20 protein-coding genes are annotated in these 17,993 nt (G+C 63.1%); 13 read left to right on the top strand and 7 right to left on the bottom strand.

Annotated features, from left to right (window positions below; genetic code table 11):
• The first annotated feature begins 3 nt into the window (after positions 1 to 3).
• Positions 4 to 402 carry a universal stress protein gene (locus tag Q0908_RS14075; RefSeq protein ID WP_299285612.1) on the top strand — a complete coding sequence of 133 codons (399 nt, stop codon included), beginning with the start codon at positions 4 to 6 and terminating at the stop codon, positions 400 to 402.
• 293 nt (positions 403 to 695) lie between these two features.
• Here Q0908_RS14075 and Q0908_RS14070 read toward each other — a convergent pair whose 3' ends face one another.
• From Q0908_RS14070 to Q0908_RS14055, 4 genes are read right to left on the bottom strand one after another with little or no spacing between them, the layout of a single operon-like run.
• Entirely contained in the window at positions 696 to 1,184 is a 489-nt protein-coding gene (locus Q0908_RS14070; protein ID WP_299285609.1) for a DUF6505 family protein, read from the bottom strand.
• Between the two features lies 1 nt (position 1,185).
• On the bottom strand, positions 1,186 to 1,890 hold the full coding sequence (locus tag Q0908_RS14065; protein WP_299285606.1) for a biotin/lipoate--protein ligase family protein: 705 nt from the start codon (positions 1,888 to 1,890) through the stop codon (positions 1,186 to 1,188).
• Positions 1,887 to 2,942, bottom strand: a complete 1,056-nt coding sequence (locus tag Q0908_RS14060; RefSeq protein ID WP_299285603.1) for an Mrp/NBP35 family ATP-binding protein — start codon at positions 2,940 to 2,942, stop codon at positions 1,887 to 1,889. Before Q0908_RS14060 ends, Q0908_RS14065 begins: the two co-directional genes overlap by 4 nt.
• Positions 2,943 to 3,134: a DUF6494 family protein gene (locus Q0908_RS14055; protein WP_299285600.1), complete on the bottom strand. Its 192-nt coding sequence runs from the start codon at positions 3,132 to 3,134 to the stop codon at positions 2,943 to 2,945.
• A 95-nt stretch (positions 3,135 to 3,229) separates the two neighbouring features.
• Here Q0908_RS14055 and Q0908_RS14050 point away from each other — a divergent pair, with 95 nt between their 5' ends.
• Positions 3,230 to 3,955: a hypothetical protein gene (locus tag Q0908_RS14050; protein ID WP_299285597.1), complete on the top strand. Its 726-nt coding sequence runs from the start codon at positions 3,230 to 3,232 to the stop codon at positions 3,953 to 3,955.
• Here the strand turns inward: Q0908_RS14050 and Q0908_RS14045 are convergent.
• Entirely contained in the window at positions 3,949 to 5,895 is a 1,947-nt protein-coding gene (locus Q0908_RS14045) for a 4Fe-4S binding protein (RefSeq protein WP_299285594.1), read from the bottom strand. The two genes, Q0908_RS14050 and Q0908_RS14045, sit on opposite strands and share 7 nt — an antisense overlap.
• Before the next feature lie 349 nt (positions 5,896 to 6,244).
• Here Q0908_RS14045 and Q0908_RS14040 point away from each other — a divergent pair, with 349 nt between their 5' ends.
• The 11 genes from Q0908_RS14040 (at position 6,245) to Q0908_RS13990 (ending at position 16,119) form a co-directional block, all read left to right on the top strand.
• The gene (locus Q0908_RS14040; RefSeq protein WP_299285888.1) at positions 6,245 to 6,775 is read left to right on the top strand and encodes a DUF3305 domain-containing protein; all 531 of its coding nucleotides are present in this window, start codon (positions 6,245 to 6,247) and stop codon (positions 6,773 to 6,775) included.
• Entirely contained in the window at positions 6,772 to 7,347 is a 576-nt protein-coding gene (locus tag Q0908_RS14035; protein WP_299285591.1) for a DUF3306 domain-containing protein, read from the top strand. Before Q0908_RS14040 ends, Q0908_RS14035 begins: the two co-directional genes overlap by 4 nt.
• Positions 7,344 to 7,949, top strand: a complete 606-nt coding sequence (locus Q0908_RS14030) for a molecular chaperone (RefSeq protein WP_299285588.1) — start codon at positions 7,344 to 7,346, stop codon at positions 7,947 to 7,949. Before Q0908_RS14035 ends, Q0908_RS14030 begins: the two co-directional genes overlap by 4 nt.
• A gap of 56 nt (positions 7,950 to 8,005) precedes the next feature.
• The gene (locus Q0908_RS14025; protein ID WP_299285585.1) at positions 8,006 to 8,209 is read left to right on the top strand and encodes a twin-arginine translocation pathway signal protein; all 204 of its coding nucleotides are present in this window, start codon (positions 8,006 to 8,008) and stop codon (positions 8,207 to 8,209) included.
• Positions 8,210 to 8,279: 70 nt separating this feature from the next.
• Entirely contained in the window at positions 8,280 to 11,348 is a 3,069-nt protein-coding gene (locus tag Q0908_RS14020; protein ID WP_299285582.1) for a formate dehydrogenase subunit alpha, read from the top strand.
• A 13-nt stretch (positions 11,349 to 11,361) separates the two neighbouring features.
• Positions 11,362 to 11,958 (top strand): formate dehydrogenase FDH3 subunit beta, encoded by a 597-nt coding sequence (gene fdh3B / locus Q0908_RS14015; protein ID WP_299285579.1) that lies wholly within the window; start codon positions 11,362 to 11,364, stop codon positions 11,956 to 11,958.
• A gap of 93 nt (positions 11,959 to 12,051) precedes the next feature.
• Complete coding sequence (locus tag Q0908_RS14010; RefSeq protein ID WP_299285576.1) at positions 12,052 to 13,251, top strand: formate dehydrogenase subunit gamma; 1,200 nt, start codon at positions 12,052 to 12,054, stop codon at positions 13,249 to 13,251.
• Positions 13,252 to 14,547 carry a c-type cytochrome gene (locus Q0908_RS14005; protein WP_299285573.1) on the top strand — a complete coding sequence of 432 codons (1,296 nt, stop codon included), beginning with the start codon at positions 13,252 to 13,254 and terminating at the stop codon, positions 14,545 to 14,547. It begins immediately after the preceding gene.
• Positions 14,544 to 14,672 (top strand): hypothetical protein, encoded by a 129-nt coding sequence (locus Q0908_RS14000; protein WP_299285570.1) that lies wholly within the window; start codon positions 14,544 to 14,546, stop codon positions 14,670 to 14,672. Before Q0908_RS14005 ends, Q0908_RS14000 begins: the two co-directional genes overlap by 4 nt.
• A gap of 32 nt (positions 14,673 to 14,704) precedes the next feature.
• Positions 14,705 to 15,409, top strand: coding sequence for an ABC transporter permease (locus tag Q0908_RS13995; RefSeq protein ID WP_299285567.1), 705 nt, complete (start codon positions 14,705 to 14,707; stop codon positions 15,407 to 15,409).
• Positions 15,403 to 16,119, top strand: a complete 717-nt coding sequence (locus Q0908_RS13990; RefSeq protein ID WP_299285563.1) for an ATP-binding cassette domain-containing protein — start codon at positions 15,403 to 15,405, stop codon at positions 16,117 to 16,119. Before Q0908_RS13995 ends, Q0908_RS13990 begins: the two co-directional genes overlap by 7 nt.
• On the opposite strand, the gene Q0908_RS13985 is transcribed toward Q0908_RS13990, so the two are convergent.
• Together Q0908_RS13985 and Q0908_RS13980 are read right to left on the bottom strand one after the other, a co-directional pair.
• Complete coding sequence (locus Q0908_RS13985) at positions 16,116 to 17,432, bottom strand: TRAP transporter large permease (RefSeq protein WP_299285561.1); 1,317 nt, start codon at positions 17,430 to 17,432, stop codon at positions 16,116 to 16,118. The two genes, Q0908_RS13990 and Q0908_RS13985, sit on opposite strands and share 4 nt — an antisense overlap.
• Positions 17,432 to 17,980, bottom strand: a complete 549-nt coding sequence (locus tag Q0908_RS13980; RefSeq protein ID WP_299285559.1) for a TRAP transporter small permease — start codon at positions 17,978 to 17,980, stop codon at positions 17,432 to 17,434. The genes Q0908_RS13985 and Q0908_RS13980 overlap by 1 nt, the downstream gene beginning before the upstream one ends.
• Between the last annotated feature and the right edge of the window lie 13 nt (positions 17,981 to 17,993).

Raw genomic sequence — 17,993 nt, 5'->3', positions numbered from 1 at the left:
TTGTTGGCGCTGGTCGACATCGCTCATCGCGACAACGCTGTTGCGCTTTGCCGGGAGGCTGTTGTGCAACAGCGCCCCGGTGACGAGCTGCACGTCGCATATGTCATGCCCTACGGCCATTACAGCTATGTCGAGCCCTTTGTTTCCGAAGACAGCATCAAAGCTGCCGCCAAGCGCGCCCATCAAGAGTTGAGCGAGATCGCGCAGGACGCGGACATGGTCGCCTCCGAACACGTTTTGCGCGGCAACGTCGGTGAACAGGCGCTATTGCTTGCCGAAAAGACCGGCACCGATCTCTTGCTTCTCAATGCGCATCGGCCCGGCGTGCGCATTCATACCTTGGGGTCCTACGCCACACAAATTATCCGCCATGCGCCATGCTCGGTGTTGGTGTGTCGATGAATTGAACGGCGCGAGCGGACAATGCGGCCTGCGCATCGCCTTCCCTCGGATGTAATTTTTCACAGCGGTCCAATCTTTCACATCCGGAAGGCTGCAATGGCGGCGTACTATACCTGATGGCACGGCGCTCCGCCGGACTGCGCATATGTCGCGCCTGACAAGCATTAAGCGGCAGCGATCCCTCGCGGCGCGCCACGCTAAGGCGCGCAGTGGGTCAGCGGTGAAGGCGCATGAAAGCGAAGGGTGTCGCAGTTTTGCACGCAGCGGCCGGTCTCTCGGGCCAACATGAGTGCCTAGTGCGGGTCATCATCCAGTGAGCCGTGGATCGCGAACTGATCCAGGTCCGCATCGCGCGGTTCGACCAGCCGGTAGCTTTCCTTTACCCCCGCTTCGGTCAATTCGCGCGAGACCAGCAGCAGCGTGTTGGGCGGTTGGGCGCCGCAGATCTCGGCCATCTGCATGACCTCTTCGCGCGCCACGCCCTGTGCCGCCTCCAGCGAGGGTGCGCCGTAAACATCCACAAAATGCTGGGCCAGCGCGGTGACAATCGCCTCGATTTCCACCGGTTCGATCTGGGTGATCGCAACGACTGTGACCCGCCCGAACGTCTCGACCCCAAGCCAGCCGTTTGCGAAGGCCTGGCGCGCCTTGCCCGCCAGATCCGCCTCGCCCCAGTTCGAGAACTCAAAGCCCCCCGAGATGCACCATTCCCCGGTGCGCGCCGGGCTGTGAAAGATGTTCATGTCGCTTTCGTCAAAGTGGATTGCGCGTGCGAGCATCATGTCAGGGGCCCTCCAAAAGCTGCGTGAGCGGGATCAGGTGCGTGGTGTCTGCATCGCGCAACAACATCCCGAAATGTTCGTCCACGCCCAGATATGTGCCGCTGTGGCCGTTGATCCGGGTCGGTTTGTCGATGCCATGGGCCAAGGCCGTCCATTCCGAATGCACAGGCGCGCGGCCCCGCTCAAGCCACGTGTTGATCCCCACAAGCGTGTGTTTGACCCAGGATTCAAGCAGGCGTGCGGCGTCCACCTCGGCACATCCTTCGGCATAAAGCGCGGTCCGGTCGGGTGTGTACCCGGTGTCGTCATCTTCGGGCCAGAGCGACAATTCAAGCCCGATCGCAAGCCAATCGGGTTCCGTCTGTTGGTCGTGCGTCGATGCGGCCATCCGCAGCCGACCGCAGGCCGCCCCGTTGACCCGGATGCCACCGTGCCAGTCCAGATGCACCGCAACCTCGGGCGGGGCGAGCGCACCCAGAGCGTTCTGAAACCCAACGCCGCAAAGTGGCAACATCACCACCGCCTCTTGCAAAGGCACCTCGGGCGCGAATACCAAGGCGGCTTTCAGCATGTTCGCCCCGAGATCGTAAGTCACCAGTCCGGCATCACAGCCCCGCACCGCCTCGGCGCGCGCGACCTCGAACGGATCGTCGCCCGCCTCCACCGCCAACCCGTCAAAGACCGGAGGAAAGGACGGTTCAGTCACGCTTTGTCCGCCTCGATCAGCGCGCGGGCCACTTCGCGGAAGGCCTGAGCCTGCGCGCTTTCGGGTTTGGAGACGACGATCGGTGCCCCGCCATCGGCGGCCACCCGGATATCCAGATGCAGCGGAATTTCGGCCAGCAAAGGCACCCCCAGCTTTTCAGCCTCGGCCCGCACGCCGCCGTGGCCAAAGACATGTTCCTCATGCCCGCAATTCGAACAGATATGCGTGCTCATGTTCTCGATCATCCCGATGACGGGCGTACCCATCTGGTTGAACATGTCGATCCCCTTGCGCGCATCAAGCAGCGCCACATCCTGCGGGGTCGATACGATCACAGCCCCGTCCAGATGCGCCTTTTGCGCCAGTGTCATCTGCACATCGCCCGTGCCCGGCGGCAGGTCCACGATCAGCACATCCAGCGCGCCCCACTGCACCTGCCCGAGCATTTGTTGCAGCGCGCCCATCAGCATCGGACCACGCCAGACAACCGCCTGATCCTCGTTCGTCATGAGGCCAATGGACATCATCGTCACGCCGTAATTGCGCAAGGGCAGGATGATCTTGCCATCGGGGCTTTGCGGGCGGCCCGACACGCCCAGCATCCGCGGCTGCGAGGGGCCATAGACATCCGCGTCGAGCACGCCGACGCGCCGTCCTTCGGCGGCCAGCGCGCAGGCCAGATTGGCGGTGACGGTTGATTTGCCCACACCGCCCTTGCCCGAGGCCACGGCGATGATCCGGTCGATGCCCGCGATCTTTTCCGGCCCCTTGGGTTCGGATTTGCGGCCCGTTCCAAGGTCGGGAGGTGTTGCAGGTTTGGCATGGGCGGTCATCACGATTGCGACGGAGGCCGCCCCCAAAGCGGTCAGCTTTTCCTCGGCCTCGGCTTTCGCGGGCAGGAACGGATCGGGCTGATCGACCTCCATCACGAAACGCACCGCGCCGTCCTCGACATTGAGGGCGCGCACCAGCCCCGCCTCGACCAGATCAACGCCCGAGGGGGCCTTGACCTCTCTCAGGCAGACCAGAACATCTTCGCGGGTCAGAGCCATCTATGCGCCTTCAATCTTGCCGGTGACGACGTGTTCGAGGTCGAGGCCATCGACGGTCAGCACCACCTTCGCCTCGAAGGTCTTACCACTAGTCTCGCCCGCCTCGCGCATGGCCGCTTCGATGGCCTGCTGCGAGGTCACCCCCACCTGTTTGAGGAATTTGCGCATCGACATGTTGAAATCATCGCTCATGGGGACGTCCTTTGGCTGGTCGCAGTTGTTGACGGAAGTACCCTAGCGCCCCTAGGCTGGATCGCAACCAGACACATCCGAAGGCTGCGCACGCGATGGCGAGGACACTGGCATTTCTGTTCATTCTGCTGGCAGGGCCGCTGGTCGCGCAGGACAAGGCGTTTACCCTCCACGCCCCCGCAGCACTGATCGAGACGGGGTTTCTGAAACACCTGCTGCCGCGCTTTTCGCTCAAGACCGGGGTGCGTGTGAATCTGGTCGAAGCGGATGGGGATGCGCACATCGGGGCGGAGGGCACGCCGATCTTTGCCCAAGGGGATATGATCTGGCATCTGGCCACCGGTGACGGACCGCATATGGATGCGTTTCGCGACTGGCTGTTGTCGGATGTCGGCGCACGCACGATCGAGGCATTTGCACCCGACGGCACCGCAGTGTTCAGCGCGGATGTGGGCACGGTTATCGTGCGGGATCAGGTCACGCTCAGCGGGGATGCGGCCCTCGGCGAAGCGGTCAGCCTCAAGCAATGCGGGCGCTGTCATGTGGTCAACGACACGAATCGGATGAACGCCATCGGCTCCTCCCCCTCCTTCGCGCTGATGCGCACCTTTCCCGACTGGCAGACCCGGTTCGAGACGTTCTTTCTGCTCAAACCCCATCCCGCCTTTACTCAAGTCGAGGACGTGACCGAACCCTTTGCCGAACACCTGCCCTCTCCCATCGCGCCGATCGAGGTCACGGTTGAGCAGATCGAGGCGATCACCGCCTATGTCGGCTCGATTGAGCCCGCCGACCTCGGGGATCCGATCCAACTTCAGTGATCCTTGCGCTTGGCGAAATAGTCGTCTGAGGTGCGCACGCGCGGGCGCTCGCCGCCCTGAAACGGGTTGTTTTCTGAATGGTATTGCGCCTGGATCCGGCAGTTCTCGCACATCTGGATCATCTTGGCCGCGTCCGAGGTCGCAAACATCGCGTGCTTGCCCGCCAGTTTTTCGGTGATCTTGGCGATGGTGGATTTGGACCCGAACAGGCTGCCGCACTCGATGCAGGCGAAGGGTTCTTCCTCGTTGATGACCTGCTGTCGCAGGGCGGCGTCGGTGAGGTCCATTTGCGGCTGCAAGGTGATCGCCTGTTCCGGGCAGATCGTGCTGCACAGCCCACATTGGAGGCAGGCGTCCTCCTGAAAGCGCAGTTGCGGCAGGTCAGCGTTATCGCCCAGGGCGCCCGATGGGCAGAGCGATACGCAGGACAGGCAGAGTGTACAGGCGTCCTTGTCCACCAGCACCGCCCCATAGGGCGCGCCCTCGGGCAGTGCCACGACCTCGGCATTCGGCTGCAGCGCCTTGGCCGACAGCCGCGCGACTTGGCGGCGTGATCCGAGCGGCAGGACGGGCGCGCAGGCCACGGTCGCGGGCGCGTCTTCGGCCAGTGTCGCGCAAAGGGCATCGGGGTCGCTCACATGCAGCAGCCGCACCGCTTGGGCATCGGCCATTGCCATCGCCAGTTCCGCCTGCGCTTCGATCACAGCGAGTTCTGTCCTGGGTGACATCAGCACATCCACATGTTCGAACCCGCAGGCCAGCGCGGCCAGCATCTCCGCATGGCCAAACCCCGACAGCGCGTCGACCTCGAGCGGGATGACCTGCCCCGGCAGACCGTTTCCGAACCGCGCCCCAAGCGCGATCATCTCGCGCCCATGGTCCGCGTCATGCACCAAAAGGCGCGCATTTGTGCCACCGGCTTTGCGGTAGGTCGCGGCCAGCGTTGTGAGCCGTTTGAACACCGTCTCGACCGGGGGCGCGTCATAGCTGATCGCCCCGGAGGGGCACACCGCCGAACAGGACCCGCAGCCCGCGCAGATCATCGGGTCAATCGCCACATGCTCACCTGCCGAGGTGATCGCGCCCGTAGGGCAGACGTTCAGGCAGTTGGAACAGGCCGCTTGTTCGGCGCGGCTGTGGGCGCACAGGGTCGGCTCGAGCCGCACATAAAGCGGCTTTTCAAAGGTGCCGATCAGTTGGGATGCCTCCAGCACCGCCGCTGCTATCGAAGGCGGATGGGTGGGGTCCGCGCGCAAATATCCTTCGCGTTTATGGGGCGCGGGCACCAGCGCAGTGGTGCCGCTGAGATCAAGCACGACATCGCAGCCCGACACAGCACCATCCTGCGGCGCGCTGAGATCAAAGGCTCCGCGCCCGCCCGGCATCACCTGCTGAAACGCGTCCAGTTTGACCGTGAACCCGCCAAGCGCGCCTGAGACGTTACGCACCTGCCCGACAACACAGTCAAACCGGCGGTCCGTGGGGATCAGATCGGCCGAGGGCACAAGAACGGTGACGGCCAGCACATCGCAAAGTTCACCCGCCGCAGCAATCGCGGCCTCGCCGCCGACGATCAGGCATGTCCCTTCGGACACGACATCGACCGATTTGCCCATGGGCAGCACCAATGCGGCCTCTGCGGCCAGCGCAGCCATCTTTGGGGCCACGTCGCCCGTGCCCCACCCGGCCCGGTCACGCAGATCAACAAAGCTGGGGGTGTCGACATTGAGAGCGGCAGCCAGTTCCTCAAAGGTCTGGCGTTCCTGCTGGCAGGCGATCATCACGCCGCCCTGCCCCAATGCCGCCTCGACGGCGGAGATCTGGGCCGTGCACAGGGCGGTGTGAACCTTGGAACAGCTCAGGTCCGACCCGTTTGCGATTGCATCTGCATCAACATTTTGACTGCCCGCACAGTCGCACAATATCAGATGTCTGGCCATGGCGTGATCCCCCTGTCGCAGCGCCCGAACCGGCGACGCGCCAGCCACGCTAGTCGCGAATCTGCACCATGGTAAACCGCCTTTGTGCGCTTTGGCCTGCGCGCGTCCAATTGCTGCATCCGCGAAAGGATTTTTGCCAAAACCGAGTATGCCATCCATTTCACCCCTTTTGGCCGCTCGACATGCAAAAAAGGAACGGAACCGCACGCCGCGCCGCAGCATCGGGAGATGCACCAGAACGCACGCGTAGAAAAACTTCTTTGCGAATTGCCGAGGATGATTAAGGTGGAGGGACAAACGGCCCCTAGCCGGAGTTACAGTGCAAAGCGACAGTCAGAAATCCATTTCAATGCCTCTGGGCATCGTCATCCGGCAATCGCCGGGTGTGACCCGTTGGGTTGCGCATGTCTGGAAGGCCGTCGCCGTCCTGCCCGGCGCGGCCAAGGCAGACTGGAAGGAGTTGCGCCGCGATGGCGAGACCGTCGAATATCACGCTGCGACTTTGCCGCTTGAATTGTTCCGCACCGATACCGAAGCGTATCTGCACGGCCTCTCTGCCAAAGTGCCCGCCATCTACGTCGTGATGCGCCCCAGCACCGAAAGCCGCCCGCTTGATGTAGTGCTGGCCACCGCCTCGCCCTACGAGGCGCAGGACTATGCGGACACGGGCGAGGAACTGGTCGAAAAGGTGCCGATGCCCGAGGGGCTGGTCGCGTGGATCCGGGACTTTGTCGAGCTGCACCACGAGGATGAGGTTTTCGTCAAACGCCGCCGCGACAAGACCCGGGTGGATCGCAAAGAGGACGGGATCGGCGATGCGCGCATCCGCCAGGTCGCGGATGTGTACCGCGCACCCACATCCAAGGAGCGGGTGCATTGAGCGCGCGCGCTGATTTCTGGGCCCGCCGCCGGGCCGGGGTTGCTGCCGAAGCGCAAGCCGAAGATGCCGCCCGCGCTGCCGAAGCGCAGGCTAAAGAGCAAGCCGCGTTTGACGGGATGGAGGAGGCCGAGGTGCTGGCCGCGCTGAACCTGCCCGACCCCGACACCCTTGTGAAAGGTGATGACTTCACCGCCTTCATGGCCAAGGCCGTGCCCGATTATATCCGCCGCCGTGCCTTGCGCGCGTTGTGGCGGTCCAACCCGGTGCTCGCCAACGTCGATATGCTTGTGGACTACGGTGAGGACTTCACGGACAGCGCCATGGCCGTCGAAAACATCCAGACCGCCTATCAGGTGGGTAAGGGCATGTTGAAACATGTCGAGGAAATGGCCCGGCAGGCCGCCGAGCGCGACGCGCCACAAGAATTGGAAGAGGACGAGCCGCCGGTCATTGCGGACGTGATCGAGGACGATGCGCCGGTCGAGACCGCATATGCAGAGCCCGAAGACGACGCATCACCCCCCAGCCCTGCCCCCCGCCGCATGAAATTCACAGTAGAGGATGCCGCGTGAACGCTGCCGAAGATATCCGCGTCTCTGCCGAGGATCGCCTGCGGGCGGACCTCTACAACTTTCTTGGGCTATTGCTCTCCCATCCCCCCGATCAACTGCTGATTGACCAATGCGCCGGGCTTTCGGGTGATGACAGCGCCTTGGGTCAGGCGATTGCGGGCCTGTCGCGCGTCGCCGCCGTCAGCAAACCGCGCAAGGTCAGCAGCGAATTCAACGCGCTCTTTGTGGGCCTCGGTAGGGGCGAGTTGCTGCCCTATGCCAGCTACTACCTCACAGGCTTCCTGAACGAAAAGCCGCTGGCAAACTTGCGCAGCGACATGGCAACGCGGGGCATGACCCGCGCCCAGAACGTGTTCGAACCCGAAGACAACATCGCGTCCCTGATGGAGATGATGGCGGGCATGATCGTAGGTCGCTTCCGCGGCCCCGCCAGCCTTGATGATCAAAAACTGTTCTTTAACAAGCACATTGCCCCCTGGGCCGGACATTTCTTTACCGACCTTGAGGCGGCCAAAAACTCGGTCTTTTACGCCTGCGTGGGCAGCGTGGGCCGGGCATTCATGGATATTGAGCGCGAAGCGTTTCGCATGACGACCGGCTGAGCCGGTCACACATTCGGTGGGGACGCCCGCCACAACACGAAGGAGGGAGACATCCCATGACGACAAAAGCCCAAACCGAAAAGGCCGCCGGCAAGAACCGCCGCGACTTTCTGAAACTGGCCGGGACGTCCGCCCCTGCCGCCGCCGTGGCACTGGCTGCGGGTGCTGGTACCGCCGAGGCGAACCCCGTCGATCCGACATCCGAGACCATGCAAGACACCGCGCACACCCGCGCCTATCTCGACAGCGCCCGGTTCTGATTGACCGGACGCTAGCACTTTTCAGGCACCGGGCGCGCTGGCGCGCTCAGGCACCAAGGGAGTAAGACACATGCTGAAGAAGAAAACCAACGGGACCGCACGACGCCCTCAACGCAGCGGCGTTCTGTCCGATATGGCCGAAACCTCCGTAGATCGCCGGGCCTTCTTGCGCGGATCCGGGTTGGCCATCGGCGGGCTGGCGGCGATTTCCGCCACCGGGGGCACCGTGACCCAGGCCCAGGCCGCCACCGCGTTCACCGGCGAGGTCGAGACCATCAAATCGGTCTGCACCCACTGTTCGGTCGGCTGCACTGTCATCGCCGAGGTCAGCAACGGCGTCTGGACGGGTCAGGAACCCGGATGGGACAGCCCCTTCAACCTCGGGGCCCACTGCGCCAAGGGTGCGGCGGTACGCGAACACGCCCACGGAGAACGTCGCCTCAAGTACCCGATGAAGAAAGAAGGCGGAGAGTGGAAGCGCATCAGCTGGGAACAGGCCATCGACGAGATTGGCGACGGCATGATGAACATCCGCGAGGAAAGCGGGCCGGACTCGGTCTACTGGCTCGGCTCGGCCAAGCATAACAATGAACAGGCGTATCTGTTCCGCAAGTTCGCCGCCTATTGGGGCACCAACAACGTCGATCATCAGGCGCGCATCTGCCACTCGACGACCGTTGCGGGTGTGGCGAACACATGGGGCTACGGTGCCATGACCAACAGCTACAACGACATCCACAACTCCAAGGCGATCTTCATTATTGGCGGCAACCCGGCCGAGGCGCACCCTGTCTCGCTGCTGCACCTGCTGCGCGCCAAGGAGCAGAACAACGCGCCCGTGATCGTGTGCGATCCGCGCTTTACCCGCACGGCCGCCCATGCGGACGAGTATGTGCGCTTCCGTCCTGGCACGGACGTCGCACTCGTCTGGGGTATTCTCTGGCACATCTTCGACAATGGGTGGGAGGACAAGGAATTCATCCGCACCCGCGTCTGGGGCATGGACCAGATCAAGGAAGAAGTCGCCCGCTGGACCCCTGAAGAGGTCGAGCGCGTCACCGGTGCCCCCGGCTCGCAGCTCAAGCGCGTGGCCCGCACAATGGCCAACAACCGCCCCGGCACCGTGATCTGGTGCATGGGTGGCACCCAGCACACCAACGGCAACAATAACACCCGCGCCTATTGCGTGCTGCAACTGGCGCTTGGCAACATGGGCACGTCTGGGGGTGGCACCAACATCTTCCGCGGCCATGACAACGTGCAGGGGGCCACCGACCTTGGCGTTCTGTCACACACGCTGCCGGGCTACTATGGCCTGTCGGCAGGGGCCTGGGCCCATTGGGGCCGCGTCTGGGAAGAAGACGGCGATTGGCTACGTGCCCAATTCGCGACCGGCAAGGACGCCGATGGCAACGAGACCACCTTGCAGAACCTGACCGGCATCCCGGTGTCGCGCTGGATCGACGGGGTGCTCGAAGACCCCGAGAACATGGACAACCCCAACAAGGTGCGTGCCATGGTGCTGTGGGGCCACGCGCCCAACTCACAGACCCGGCAGAAGGAAATGAAAACCGCGATGGAGCAGCTCGACATGCTCGTCGTGGTCGATCCCTACCCCACCGTGTCAGCGATCCTGCATGACCGCACTGATGGGGTGTATCTGCTGCCCGCCTGTACGCAGTTCGAAACGCGCGGCTCGGTCACGGCCTCCAACCGCTCGCTCCAATGGCGCGACAAGGTGGTCGATCCGCTGTTTGAATCGCTGCCCGACGAAGTCATCATGGCCAAGTTCGCCAACAAGTTCGGTTGGGGGGATCGGCTCTTCCGCAATATCGAGATGGACGATCCCGAAACGCCCAATGTCGAAAGCATCACGCGCGAGTTCAACAAGGGCATGTGGACGATCGGCTATACCGGGCAAAGCCCCGAGCGGATCAAGAAACACATGGCCAACCAGCACACGTTCGACCGCACCACGCTGCAAGCGGTGGGCGGCCCGGCGGATGGCGACTACTACGGTCTGCCATGGCCAAGCTGGGGCACGCCAGAGATGAACCACCCCGGCACGCCGAACCTCTATGACATGTCCAAGCCCGTGTCCGAGGGTGGCCTGACCTTCCGCGCTCGCTTTGGCGTAGAACGCGATGGCGAGAACCTCTTGGCCGAGGGCGTCTATTCGGTCGGCTCCGACATTCAGGATGGATACCCTGAATTCACCTACCAGATGCTTGTTGATCTGGGCTGGGACGGCGAGTTGACGGACGAAGAACGCCGCTCAATCGCGAAAGTGGCCGGTGTGACGCTCAATGCGGTCAAGGAGGGTGATATCGGCAACTCCGACGACGGGGATGCGGCAACGGACACCGCCGCCGCAAGCGGTCTGACCCAACCCTCGGGCACCCAGGGCGCTGATGAAGAGGTGGGCGAGCAATCCATGTCGCCCTTCCCCTCGGACTTCAACGAACGCGCGTCCGGAATCAACTGGAAAACCGACCTTTCGGGCGGCATCCAGCGGGTTGCCATTGCGCATGAGTGTGCGCCCTTCGGCAACGCCAAGGCCCGTGCGGTCGTCTGGACCTTCCCCGATCCGGTGCCGCTCCACCGCGAGCCGCTTTATACCAACCGCCGCGATCTGGTCGAAGACTACCCCACATACGAGGACCGCAAGTTCTACCGCTTGCCGACTATGTATGCCTCGATCCAGAAGAACGACTTTTCCAAGGATTACCCGATGATCCTCACGTCAGGGCGGCTGGTCGAATACGAGGGCGGCGGAGACGAAACCCGGTCGAACCCCTGGCTGGCCGAGTTGCAGCAGGACATGTTCGTCGAGATCAACACCCGCGACGCCAACAATCTGGGCGTACGGGACGGTGAACAGGTCTGGGTGGAAGGCCCCGAAGGCGGCAAGGTCAAGGTGATGGCCATGGTCACCGAACGGGTGGGCGAAGGCGTGGCCTTCATGCCGTTCCACTTCGGCGGGCACCTTGAGGGCGAGGACCGCAGGGACAAGTATCCCGACGGGGCCGACCCTTACGTGCTGGGCGAAAGCACCAACACCGCACAGACCTATGGCTATGATTCAGTGACCCAGATGCAAGAGACCAAAGCCACTCTCTGCAAAATCTGGACAGCGTAAGGAGGACATAAAAATGGCCGCAAGAGCAAAATTTCTCGTCGACGCCGAACGCTGCATCGAATGCAACGCCTGTGTCACCGCCTGCAAGAACGAGCACGAAGTGCCGTGGGGCATCAACCGACGCAAAGTCGTCACCATCAATGACGGCTCACCCGGTGAACGCTCGATCTCGGTGGCGTGTATGCACTGTTCGGACGCGCCCTGCATGGCTGTCTGCCCGGTCGACTGCTTCTATCAGAACGAGGAAGGGGTCGTGCTGCACTCAAAGGATCTGTGCATCGGGTGCGGCTACTGCTTTTACGCCTGCCCGTTCGGCGCGCCCCAGTTCCCCCAAGCGGGCAACTTCGGATCGCGCGGCAAGATGGACAAATGCACCTTCTGCGCCGGTGGCCCCGAAGAGACGCACTCGACCGCCGAATTCGCCAAGTACGGGCGCAACCGGATCGCGGAAGGCAAGCTGCCGATCTGCGCCGAAATGTGCGCGACCAAGGCCCTGCTCGCCGGGGACGGCGACGTGGTGTCGGGCATCTACCGCGAGCGCGTCGTTGCGCGCGGCTTTGGCTCCGGTGCATGGGGCTGGGGATCAGCATACGGCCAGCAAGGCGGCTAATCGGCCCTGACTGGACCACGAGACCACAGATCAGGGCGGCCCAGGCAACGGGTCGCCCTTTTTCACCACTACGCCACGAAAAGGGATTTCGGGATGTTTCGCACGTTGATCGCACTGCTGCTGTTGTCGTTTGCCACAGCTGCCTACGCGCAGGACACTACCGCCCCTGCCCCGGACCGCTCGGCGACGGGGGGCGCGCAGACGCTTGAGGACATTCTGGCCCGCCAGCGCGGCGAAGAGGTGGACAACACGTTCCGCTCCAGCGCGACGGGCGACCCGGACAATGCGGCGGGTATCGCGAGCCAGTTGGGCACGCTTGGCGGGGCATCTGACCCGGAGTTGTGGCGCGCGTTGCGCTTTGGCTCAGCCGACATCACGGCCTCCAATAACGGCCCCGCCGCCACAACGCTGATCCAGGACGGCGGCATGCGCTGGCTGCTGTTCCGCCAAGGGCCGCTGGCGACCTACGGGGCCTACTTGCTCGGTGGCACGCTTGTGCTGCTGGCGCTGTTCTTTCTGATCCGGGGCCGCATCCGCATCGAAGGGGAACGGACCGGGCGCACCATCGAACGGTTCAAGGCCGTGGAACGGTTCGGCCACTGGCTGCTTGCGGGCTCTTTCATCCTGCTTGGCATCACCGGTCTTGTGTCGCTGTTCGGGCGCAAGGTGCTGATCCCGGCCTTCGGGCACGAGGCCTTCGCGATGCTCGCGCTTGCCTCCAAGTGGATCCACAACAACGTCTCGTGGGCGTTCATGATCGCGCTGGTGATGATCTTCGTGATGTGGGTCTATCACAACCTGCCCCACCGCTCCGATATCAACTGGCTGCTCAAGGGAGGCGGCATCTTCGGCAAGGGGCACCCCCCGGCCAAGAAATTCAACGCCGGACAAAAGCTGATCTTCTGGTCCGTGATTGTGCTGGGCACCTCAATTTCGGTGTCCGGTCTGGCGCTGCTCTTCCCCTTTGAACTCAATATGTTCGCCGCCACCTTCGCCAAGCTGAACAGCTTTGGCATCTCGGGCGCTTTGGGGTTGGGCGAATTGCCCACCGCCCTCGCCCCGCATGAGGAGATGCAATACGCCCAGCTTTGGCACGCGATCGTCAGCTTCGTACTGATGGCGATTATTCTGGCCCACATCTACATCGGTTCGGTCGGCATGGAGGGGGCTTACGACGCCATGGGTTCGGGCGAGGTCGAAGAACAGTGGGCGCGCGAGCACCATTCGCTTTGGGTCGAAGAGGTGAAGGCCAAGGAGGCCGCCGCCCCCAAAAGTGCCACGCCCGCCGAATAGATGTGGCGCGCACTGGCCATAGCGGTGCTGGGCGCGACCCCTCTGGCGGCGCAGGAGTTCTTCACGCTCAAGGGTCATGGCGGACCAATCATGGATGTGACCGTGTCGCCGTCGGGCCAGATTGCGACGGCGAGCTTCGACAATTCGGTGGGGATCTGGGAGGGCGATGTGCCGGTCTGGCGCGAAGGACACCGGGCGGCGGTAAATGTGGTGCGGTTTGTGGACGACACCCTGTTGGCTTCGGGCGGGGACGACAATCAGCTTTGGCTGTGGGACGGTGACGCGGGGCGTCAGGTCGCGACCCATACGGCCAAGATCGTCGACATTGCTGTGTCGCCGGACGGGCAGACCATCGCCACGGCGTCTTGGGATCACACAATTGGGCTGACGCAGATGGATCAAGGCAGCACTGCCCATCTGAGCGGACATAAACAAGGTGTGAATGCGGTCGCGTTCGATGCCGATGGCGACACACTCTATTCCGCCTCCGTTGATGGCACGATCCGGTCTTGGGACACGAGCGATCCGACAGCGGCCCCGACCGTCATCGCCAAACACGGGTTCGGGGTGAACAAACTGGTGGTGAACGATGCGAAAGGCTGGCTGGCCTATGGCGCAACAGATGGCGGCACGCGGATATTGGACCTGAGCACCGGCGAACCGATCGCCGACTTCACGCTTGATCGGCGCCCCATCCTGTCGATGGCGTATGCGCCGACCACACAGACGCTCGCCGTGGGTGACGGGCAAGGCTACATCATGCTGATCGACACCGAGGATATGAAGATCACCCATGACTTTCGCGCCGCGCGCAACGGCCCCGTCTGGGCGCTCGCCTTTTCGCCCGATGGGCAGAACCTGCACGCAGGCGGGATCGAGGACATTGTCTATTCCTGGCCTGTGGACACCATGACCACGCTCGACCCGATGGCCGACACGCCGCGCAGCTTTCTGGAAAAGCCCGAAACGCTGACCAATGGCGAGCGGCAGTTCAAACGCAAATGTTCCATCTGCCACACGCTAAGCGCAGGCAGCGCGCGTCGGGCGGGGCCAAGCCTACACGCGCTGTTCGGGCGGCGCGCGGGCACGGTGGCGGACTACACGTATTCCGAGACCTTGCGCGGCTCGGATATCATCTGGACAGCGCAGAGCATAAATGCGTTGTTCGATATCGGCCCGGACCACTATATTCCGGGCACCAAGATGCCCATGCAGCGGATCGTCGACCCCAAGGACCGCGACGATCTGATCGACTATTTGCGCACCAACACGGATGCAGAAAGAGACCTGAAATGAAAGCGATGTTGTTGGCCTTTGTGGCGATAGGCGTAATTTCGGTGGGGTCCTATTTCATCCTGGGCGAGGTTGGATTTTCGAGCCAGGAACGTGGGGCCGGCGCGGCTGTCCGGCTCGACGATTGATGTTGACCGCGCACTAAGGCAGTTTTCCTGAGATGAATGACATCTGGGCCGGGATACTGGCCGCCTTTCAGCTTATCGTCTCGCTGGACGCCGATCTGGTCGAAATCACCTTGCGCTCGTTGCAGGTGAGCCTGTCAGCCCTCGTGATCGCGTCCCTGATGGCCCTGCCTTTGGGCACGTGGCTCGCCATCCGCCGCTTTCGGTTTCGCCGCGCTGCGATTGCGACCCTCAACGCGCTGATGGGCCTGCCCCCGGTGGTGGTGGGGCTGATCGTTTACCTTTTGCTATCGCGCTCGGGCCCGTTCGGCGTGCTGGGTCTGCTGTTCACACCAACGGCCATGATCATCGCGCAGGTCATCATCATCACACCGCTGATTGCCTCTATCACCCATCAGGCCATGCGCGAGTTGTGGGCCGAATATCACGACCTGCTGATTTCGCTGAACACCAGCCAGCGGCAACGGGTGGCCACGCTGATCTGGGACGGGCGGCGCGCACTGCTGACCGGCGCGCTGGCCGGTTTCGGGCGCGCCATCGGCGAAGTGGGCGCGATCATGATCGTGGGCGGCAACATCGACAACGCGACGCGGGTTCTCACCACCGCCATCGCGCTTGAAACGGGCAAGGGGGATTTTGCGCTCGCCCTTGGCCTTGGGTTCATCCTGATTGCTCTGGCGCTGATGGTGAACTTCGCCATCCACACCTTGTCGCGCACCGAACGGCACGGCACATGGTAATGTCACCTCTATCAGTGTCTTTGCGGGACGTCTCGGTCAAACGGCGGGGCAAGACGATCCTTGGCCCCATCGATCTGGACCTGGGTGAGAGCGGGTTCACCGTGGTGCTTGGTCCCAATGGGGCGGGTAAGACCACGCTGCTGAAGGTGCTGCACGGGGTCGAGCGTGTGTCAGGCGGAACGGTGCAATGGTCCGCACCTGCGGACGCAGCACAACAGGCGCAGGCCTACGTGTTTCAGCGGCCCATCATGCTGCGCCGGTCGGTGCGCAACAATCTGGCCTATCCGTTGCAGTTGCGCGGCACGTCCAAAGCCGAGATCGCGCGAGAGGTGTCGCTCTGGGCCGCGCGGGTGGGCCTGATGGATGTGCTCGACCAACCCGCCCCGCGTCTGTCCGGCGGCGAGAAACAGAAACTCGCCCTCGCCCGCGCGCTGATCCGCCAGCCGTCGGTTCTGTTTCTGGATGAGCCCTGCGCGAACCTCGATGGCCGCTCAACCCGCGAGATCGAGGCGGTGCTGCGCGCCGCCCATGACAGCGGCACCCGCATCATCATGACCACGCACGATCTGGGTCAGGCGCGCCGTCTGGGCAGCGACGTGGTATTCCTGCTGAACGGGGCGCTGCACGAGCAGGGCCCTGCCACGCAGGTTTTTGCACAGCCCGCACAGCCCGAAACCAAAGCGTTCCTTGACGGCGACATCGTCGACTAGAACGATGGCCCCATCACCGCATCGGGCAACCACGTGGCCAGACCGGGGAAAAAGCACAGCAGGATGATCGCGATGACCATGCAGCCCACGAACGGCAGCGATCCGGTGAGGATGGTCTTGAGCGAAATGTCCGGCGCGATTCCGTTGATGACATAGAGGTTGAGGCCGACAGGGGGCGAAATCAGCCCGATCTCCATGTTGATCGTCAGCACGACCGCGAACCAGATCGGATCGAACCCTGCGGTCGTGATGATGGGCAGCAGGATGGGGGCCGCCATCAGGATAACGGCGACGGGCGGCAGGAAGAATCCCGCGACGATCAGAAACACGTTCACCGCCCCCATCAGGACCCACGGATTCACATCCAGCGTGCCGATCCAGTTGGCGATGGACTGGGTGATGTAAAGGCTTGAGAGCATGTAGGAAAACACACCGGCGGCGGCGATAATGAACAGGATCATCACGCTTTCCTTGGTGCTGTCGCGCAGCACGACCCACAGATCGCCGGGATTCCACAGCTTGTAGATCACCATCGCGATCAGCAGACACAAAAGCGCACCCACGGCGGCCGTTTCAGACGGCGTCGCCACCCCACCATACATCGCGTAAAGCACGCCAACGATGATCGCGAGAAAGGGCAGCACGCGCGGCAGGATTTCGAACTTTTGCCGCCATGTGTAATTTGTCGTGGCAAGCAGTGCCCGGTCGCCCGATTTCCACGTGGAATAAAGCGACCACGCCATGAACAGCGCCACAAGCAGCACCCCCGGAATGACGCCTGCGAGGAACAGCCGCCCAATCGAGGTCTCGGTCGCGATGCCGTAGACGATCATCGTGACGGACGGGGGGATCAGGATGCCGAGCGTGCCGCCTGCCGCGATGGAGCCTGCCGCCACCCCGTCCGGGTAGCCGCGCTTGCGCATCTCGGGGATGCCCATCTTACCGATGGCCGCACAGGTTGCGGGGCTGGAGCCCGACATGGCCGCAAACAGTGCACAGGCCCCGAGGTTCGAAATCACGAGGCCGCCGGGCACGCGGGTCAGCCAACGCTCGAGCGCCTCATAAAGGTCCGCGCCCGCGCGGGTCGAGGCGATGGAGGAGCCCATGATGATGAACATCGGGATCGAGAGCAGCGCAAAGTTGTCGAGCTTGCCGAACAGGATTTCAGGCAGCAATTCAAGCGAGCGCATCCCGTCGAAGATCAGCAGAAACCCGGTCGAGACGATCAGCAGCCCAAGGGCGACCGACACGCCGGAAAAGAGGACAAGGATCGTGCAGACAGCGACCAGCGCGCCAAGCGTGAGCGGATCCACTATGCGTCCCCCAGACCAAAAGGTGTGTCGATCTTGAGCACGAGCGCGACCAGATCGGCGATCAGTTGTAAAAGGAACAGCGCAAACCCGATAGGCAGCGCGGCATAGGGAATCCACAGCCGCACACCCCATACGGTGTCGGACTTCCAGTTGCGCTCATAGGCGAGGTGCCAGAACTCCCACCCGAAAAACAGCATGATCGCGACCATCAGGATGGACTGCGATAGGGTAAAGACGGCCATGCCATAGCGGGCACGCGGCCCAAGCGACAGCGGGATCAGGTCCACGTTCACATGGCCCCGCAGCCGCTGCACGTAGGGCAACCCGATCAGAGTGGCCCCGATGGCGAGGTAGACAACCGCCTCGGTCTGCCACACGGTCGAGCCGTTCAGCACGAAGCGGATAAAGATCATCTGGCAGGTGATCGCCACCGCCGCCACGATCATGCCCGCCGAAAAGAAGCCCGCGATTGTCGAAAGGGTCGCCACGCCGCGCAGAAACGGGTTGTTGCCCGTCTGCGCCGCCTTGGCCGCACTTTGGCCCGCCATCACACTATCCCTG

The sequence above is a fragment of the uncultured Tateyamaria sp. genome, from assembly GCF_947494755.1.
In the GTDB taxonomy this organism is placed as follows: Bacteria; Pseudomonadota; Alphaproteobacteria; order Rhodobacterales; family Rhodobacteraceae; genus Tateyamaria.
The sequence above is the reverse complement of the archived record's forward strand: the minus strand, read 5'-3'. Positions and strand labels throughout refer to the sequence as shown.

What these genes read in the sequence shown, in the direction of transcription:
- Q0908_RS14070 (WP_299285609.1), bottom strand. Translation starts at nt 1,184, where the DNA reads ATGATGCTCGCACGCGCAATCCACTTTGACGAAAGCGACATGAACATC.
- Q0908_RS14060 (WP_299285603.1), bottom strand. Translation starts at nt 2,942, where the DNA reads ATGGCTCTGACCCGCGAAGATGTTCTGGTCTGCCTGAGAGAGGTCAAG.
- Q0908_RS14055 (WP_299285600.1), bottom strand. Translation starts at nt 3,134, where the DNA reads ATGAGCGATGATTTCAACATGTCGATGCGCAAATTCCTCAAACAGGTG.
- Q0908_RS14050 (WP_299285597.1), top strand. Translation starts at nt 3,230, where the DNA reads ATGGCGAGGACACTGGCATTTCTGTTCATTCTGCTGGCAGGGCCGCTG.
- Q0908_RS14045 (WP_299285594.1), bottom strand. Translation starts at nt 5,895, where the DNA reads ATGGCCAGACATCTGATATTGTGCGACTGTGCGGGCAGTCAAAATGTT.
- Q0908_RS14040 (WP_299285888.1), top strand. Translation starts at nt 6,245, where the DNA reads ATGCCTCTGGGCATCGTCATCCGGCAATCGCCGGGTGTGACCCGTTGG.
- Q0908_RS14025 (WP_299285585.1), top strand. Translation starts at nt 8,006, where the DNA reads ATGACGACAAAAGCCCAAACCGAAAAGGCCGCCGGCAAGAACCGCCGC.
- Q0908_RS14020 (WP_299285582.1), top strand. Translation starts at nt 8,280, where the DNA reads ATGCTGAAGAAGAAAACCAACGGGACCGCACGACGCCCTCAACGCAGC.
- fdh3B (WP_299285579.1), top strand. Translation starts at nt 11,362, where the DNA reads ATGGCCGCAAGAGCAAAATTTCTCGTCGACGCCGAACGCTGCATCGAA.
- Q0908_RS14010 (WP_299285576.1), top strand. Translation starts at nt 12,052, where the DNA reads ATGTTTCGCACGTTGATCGCACTGCTGCTGTTGTCGTTTGCCACAGCT.
- Q0908_RS14005 (WP_299285573.1), top strand. Translation starts at nt 13,252, where the DNA reads ATGTGGCGCGCACTGGCCATAGCGGTGCTGGGCGCGACCCCTCTGGCG.
- Q0908_RS14000 (WP_299285570.1), top strand. Translation starts at nt 14,544, where the DNA reads ATGAAAGCGATGTTGTTGGCCTTTGTGGCGATAGGCGTAATTTCGGTG.
- Q0908_RS13995 (WP_299285567.1), top strand. Translation starts at nt 14,705, where the DNA reads ATGAATGACATCTGGGCCGGGATACTGGCCGCCTTTCAGCTTATCGTC.
- Q0908_RS13990 (WP_299285563.1), top strand. Translation starts at nt 15,403, where the DNA reads ATGGTAATGTCACCTCTATCAGTGTCTTTGCGGGACGTCTCGGTCAAA.
- Q0908_RS13980 (WP_299285559.1), bottom strand. Translation starts at nt 17,980, where the DNA reads ATGGCGGGCCAAAGTGCGGCCAAGGCGGCGCAGACGGGCAACAACCCG.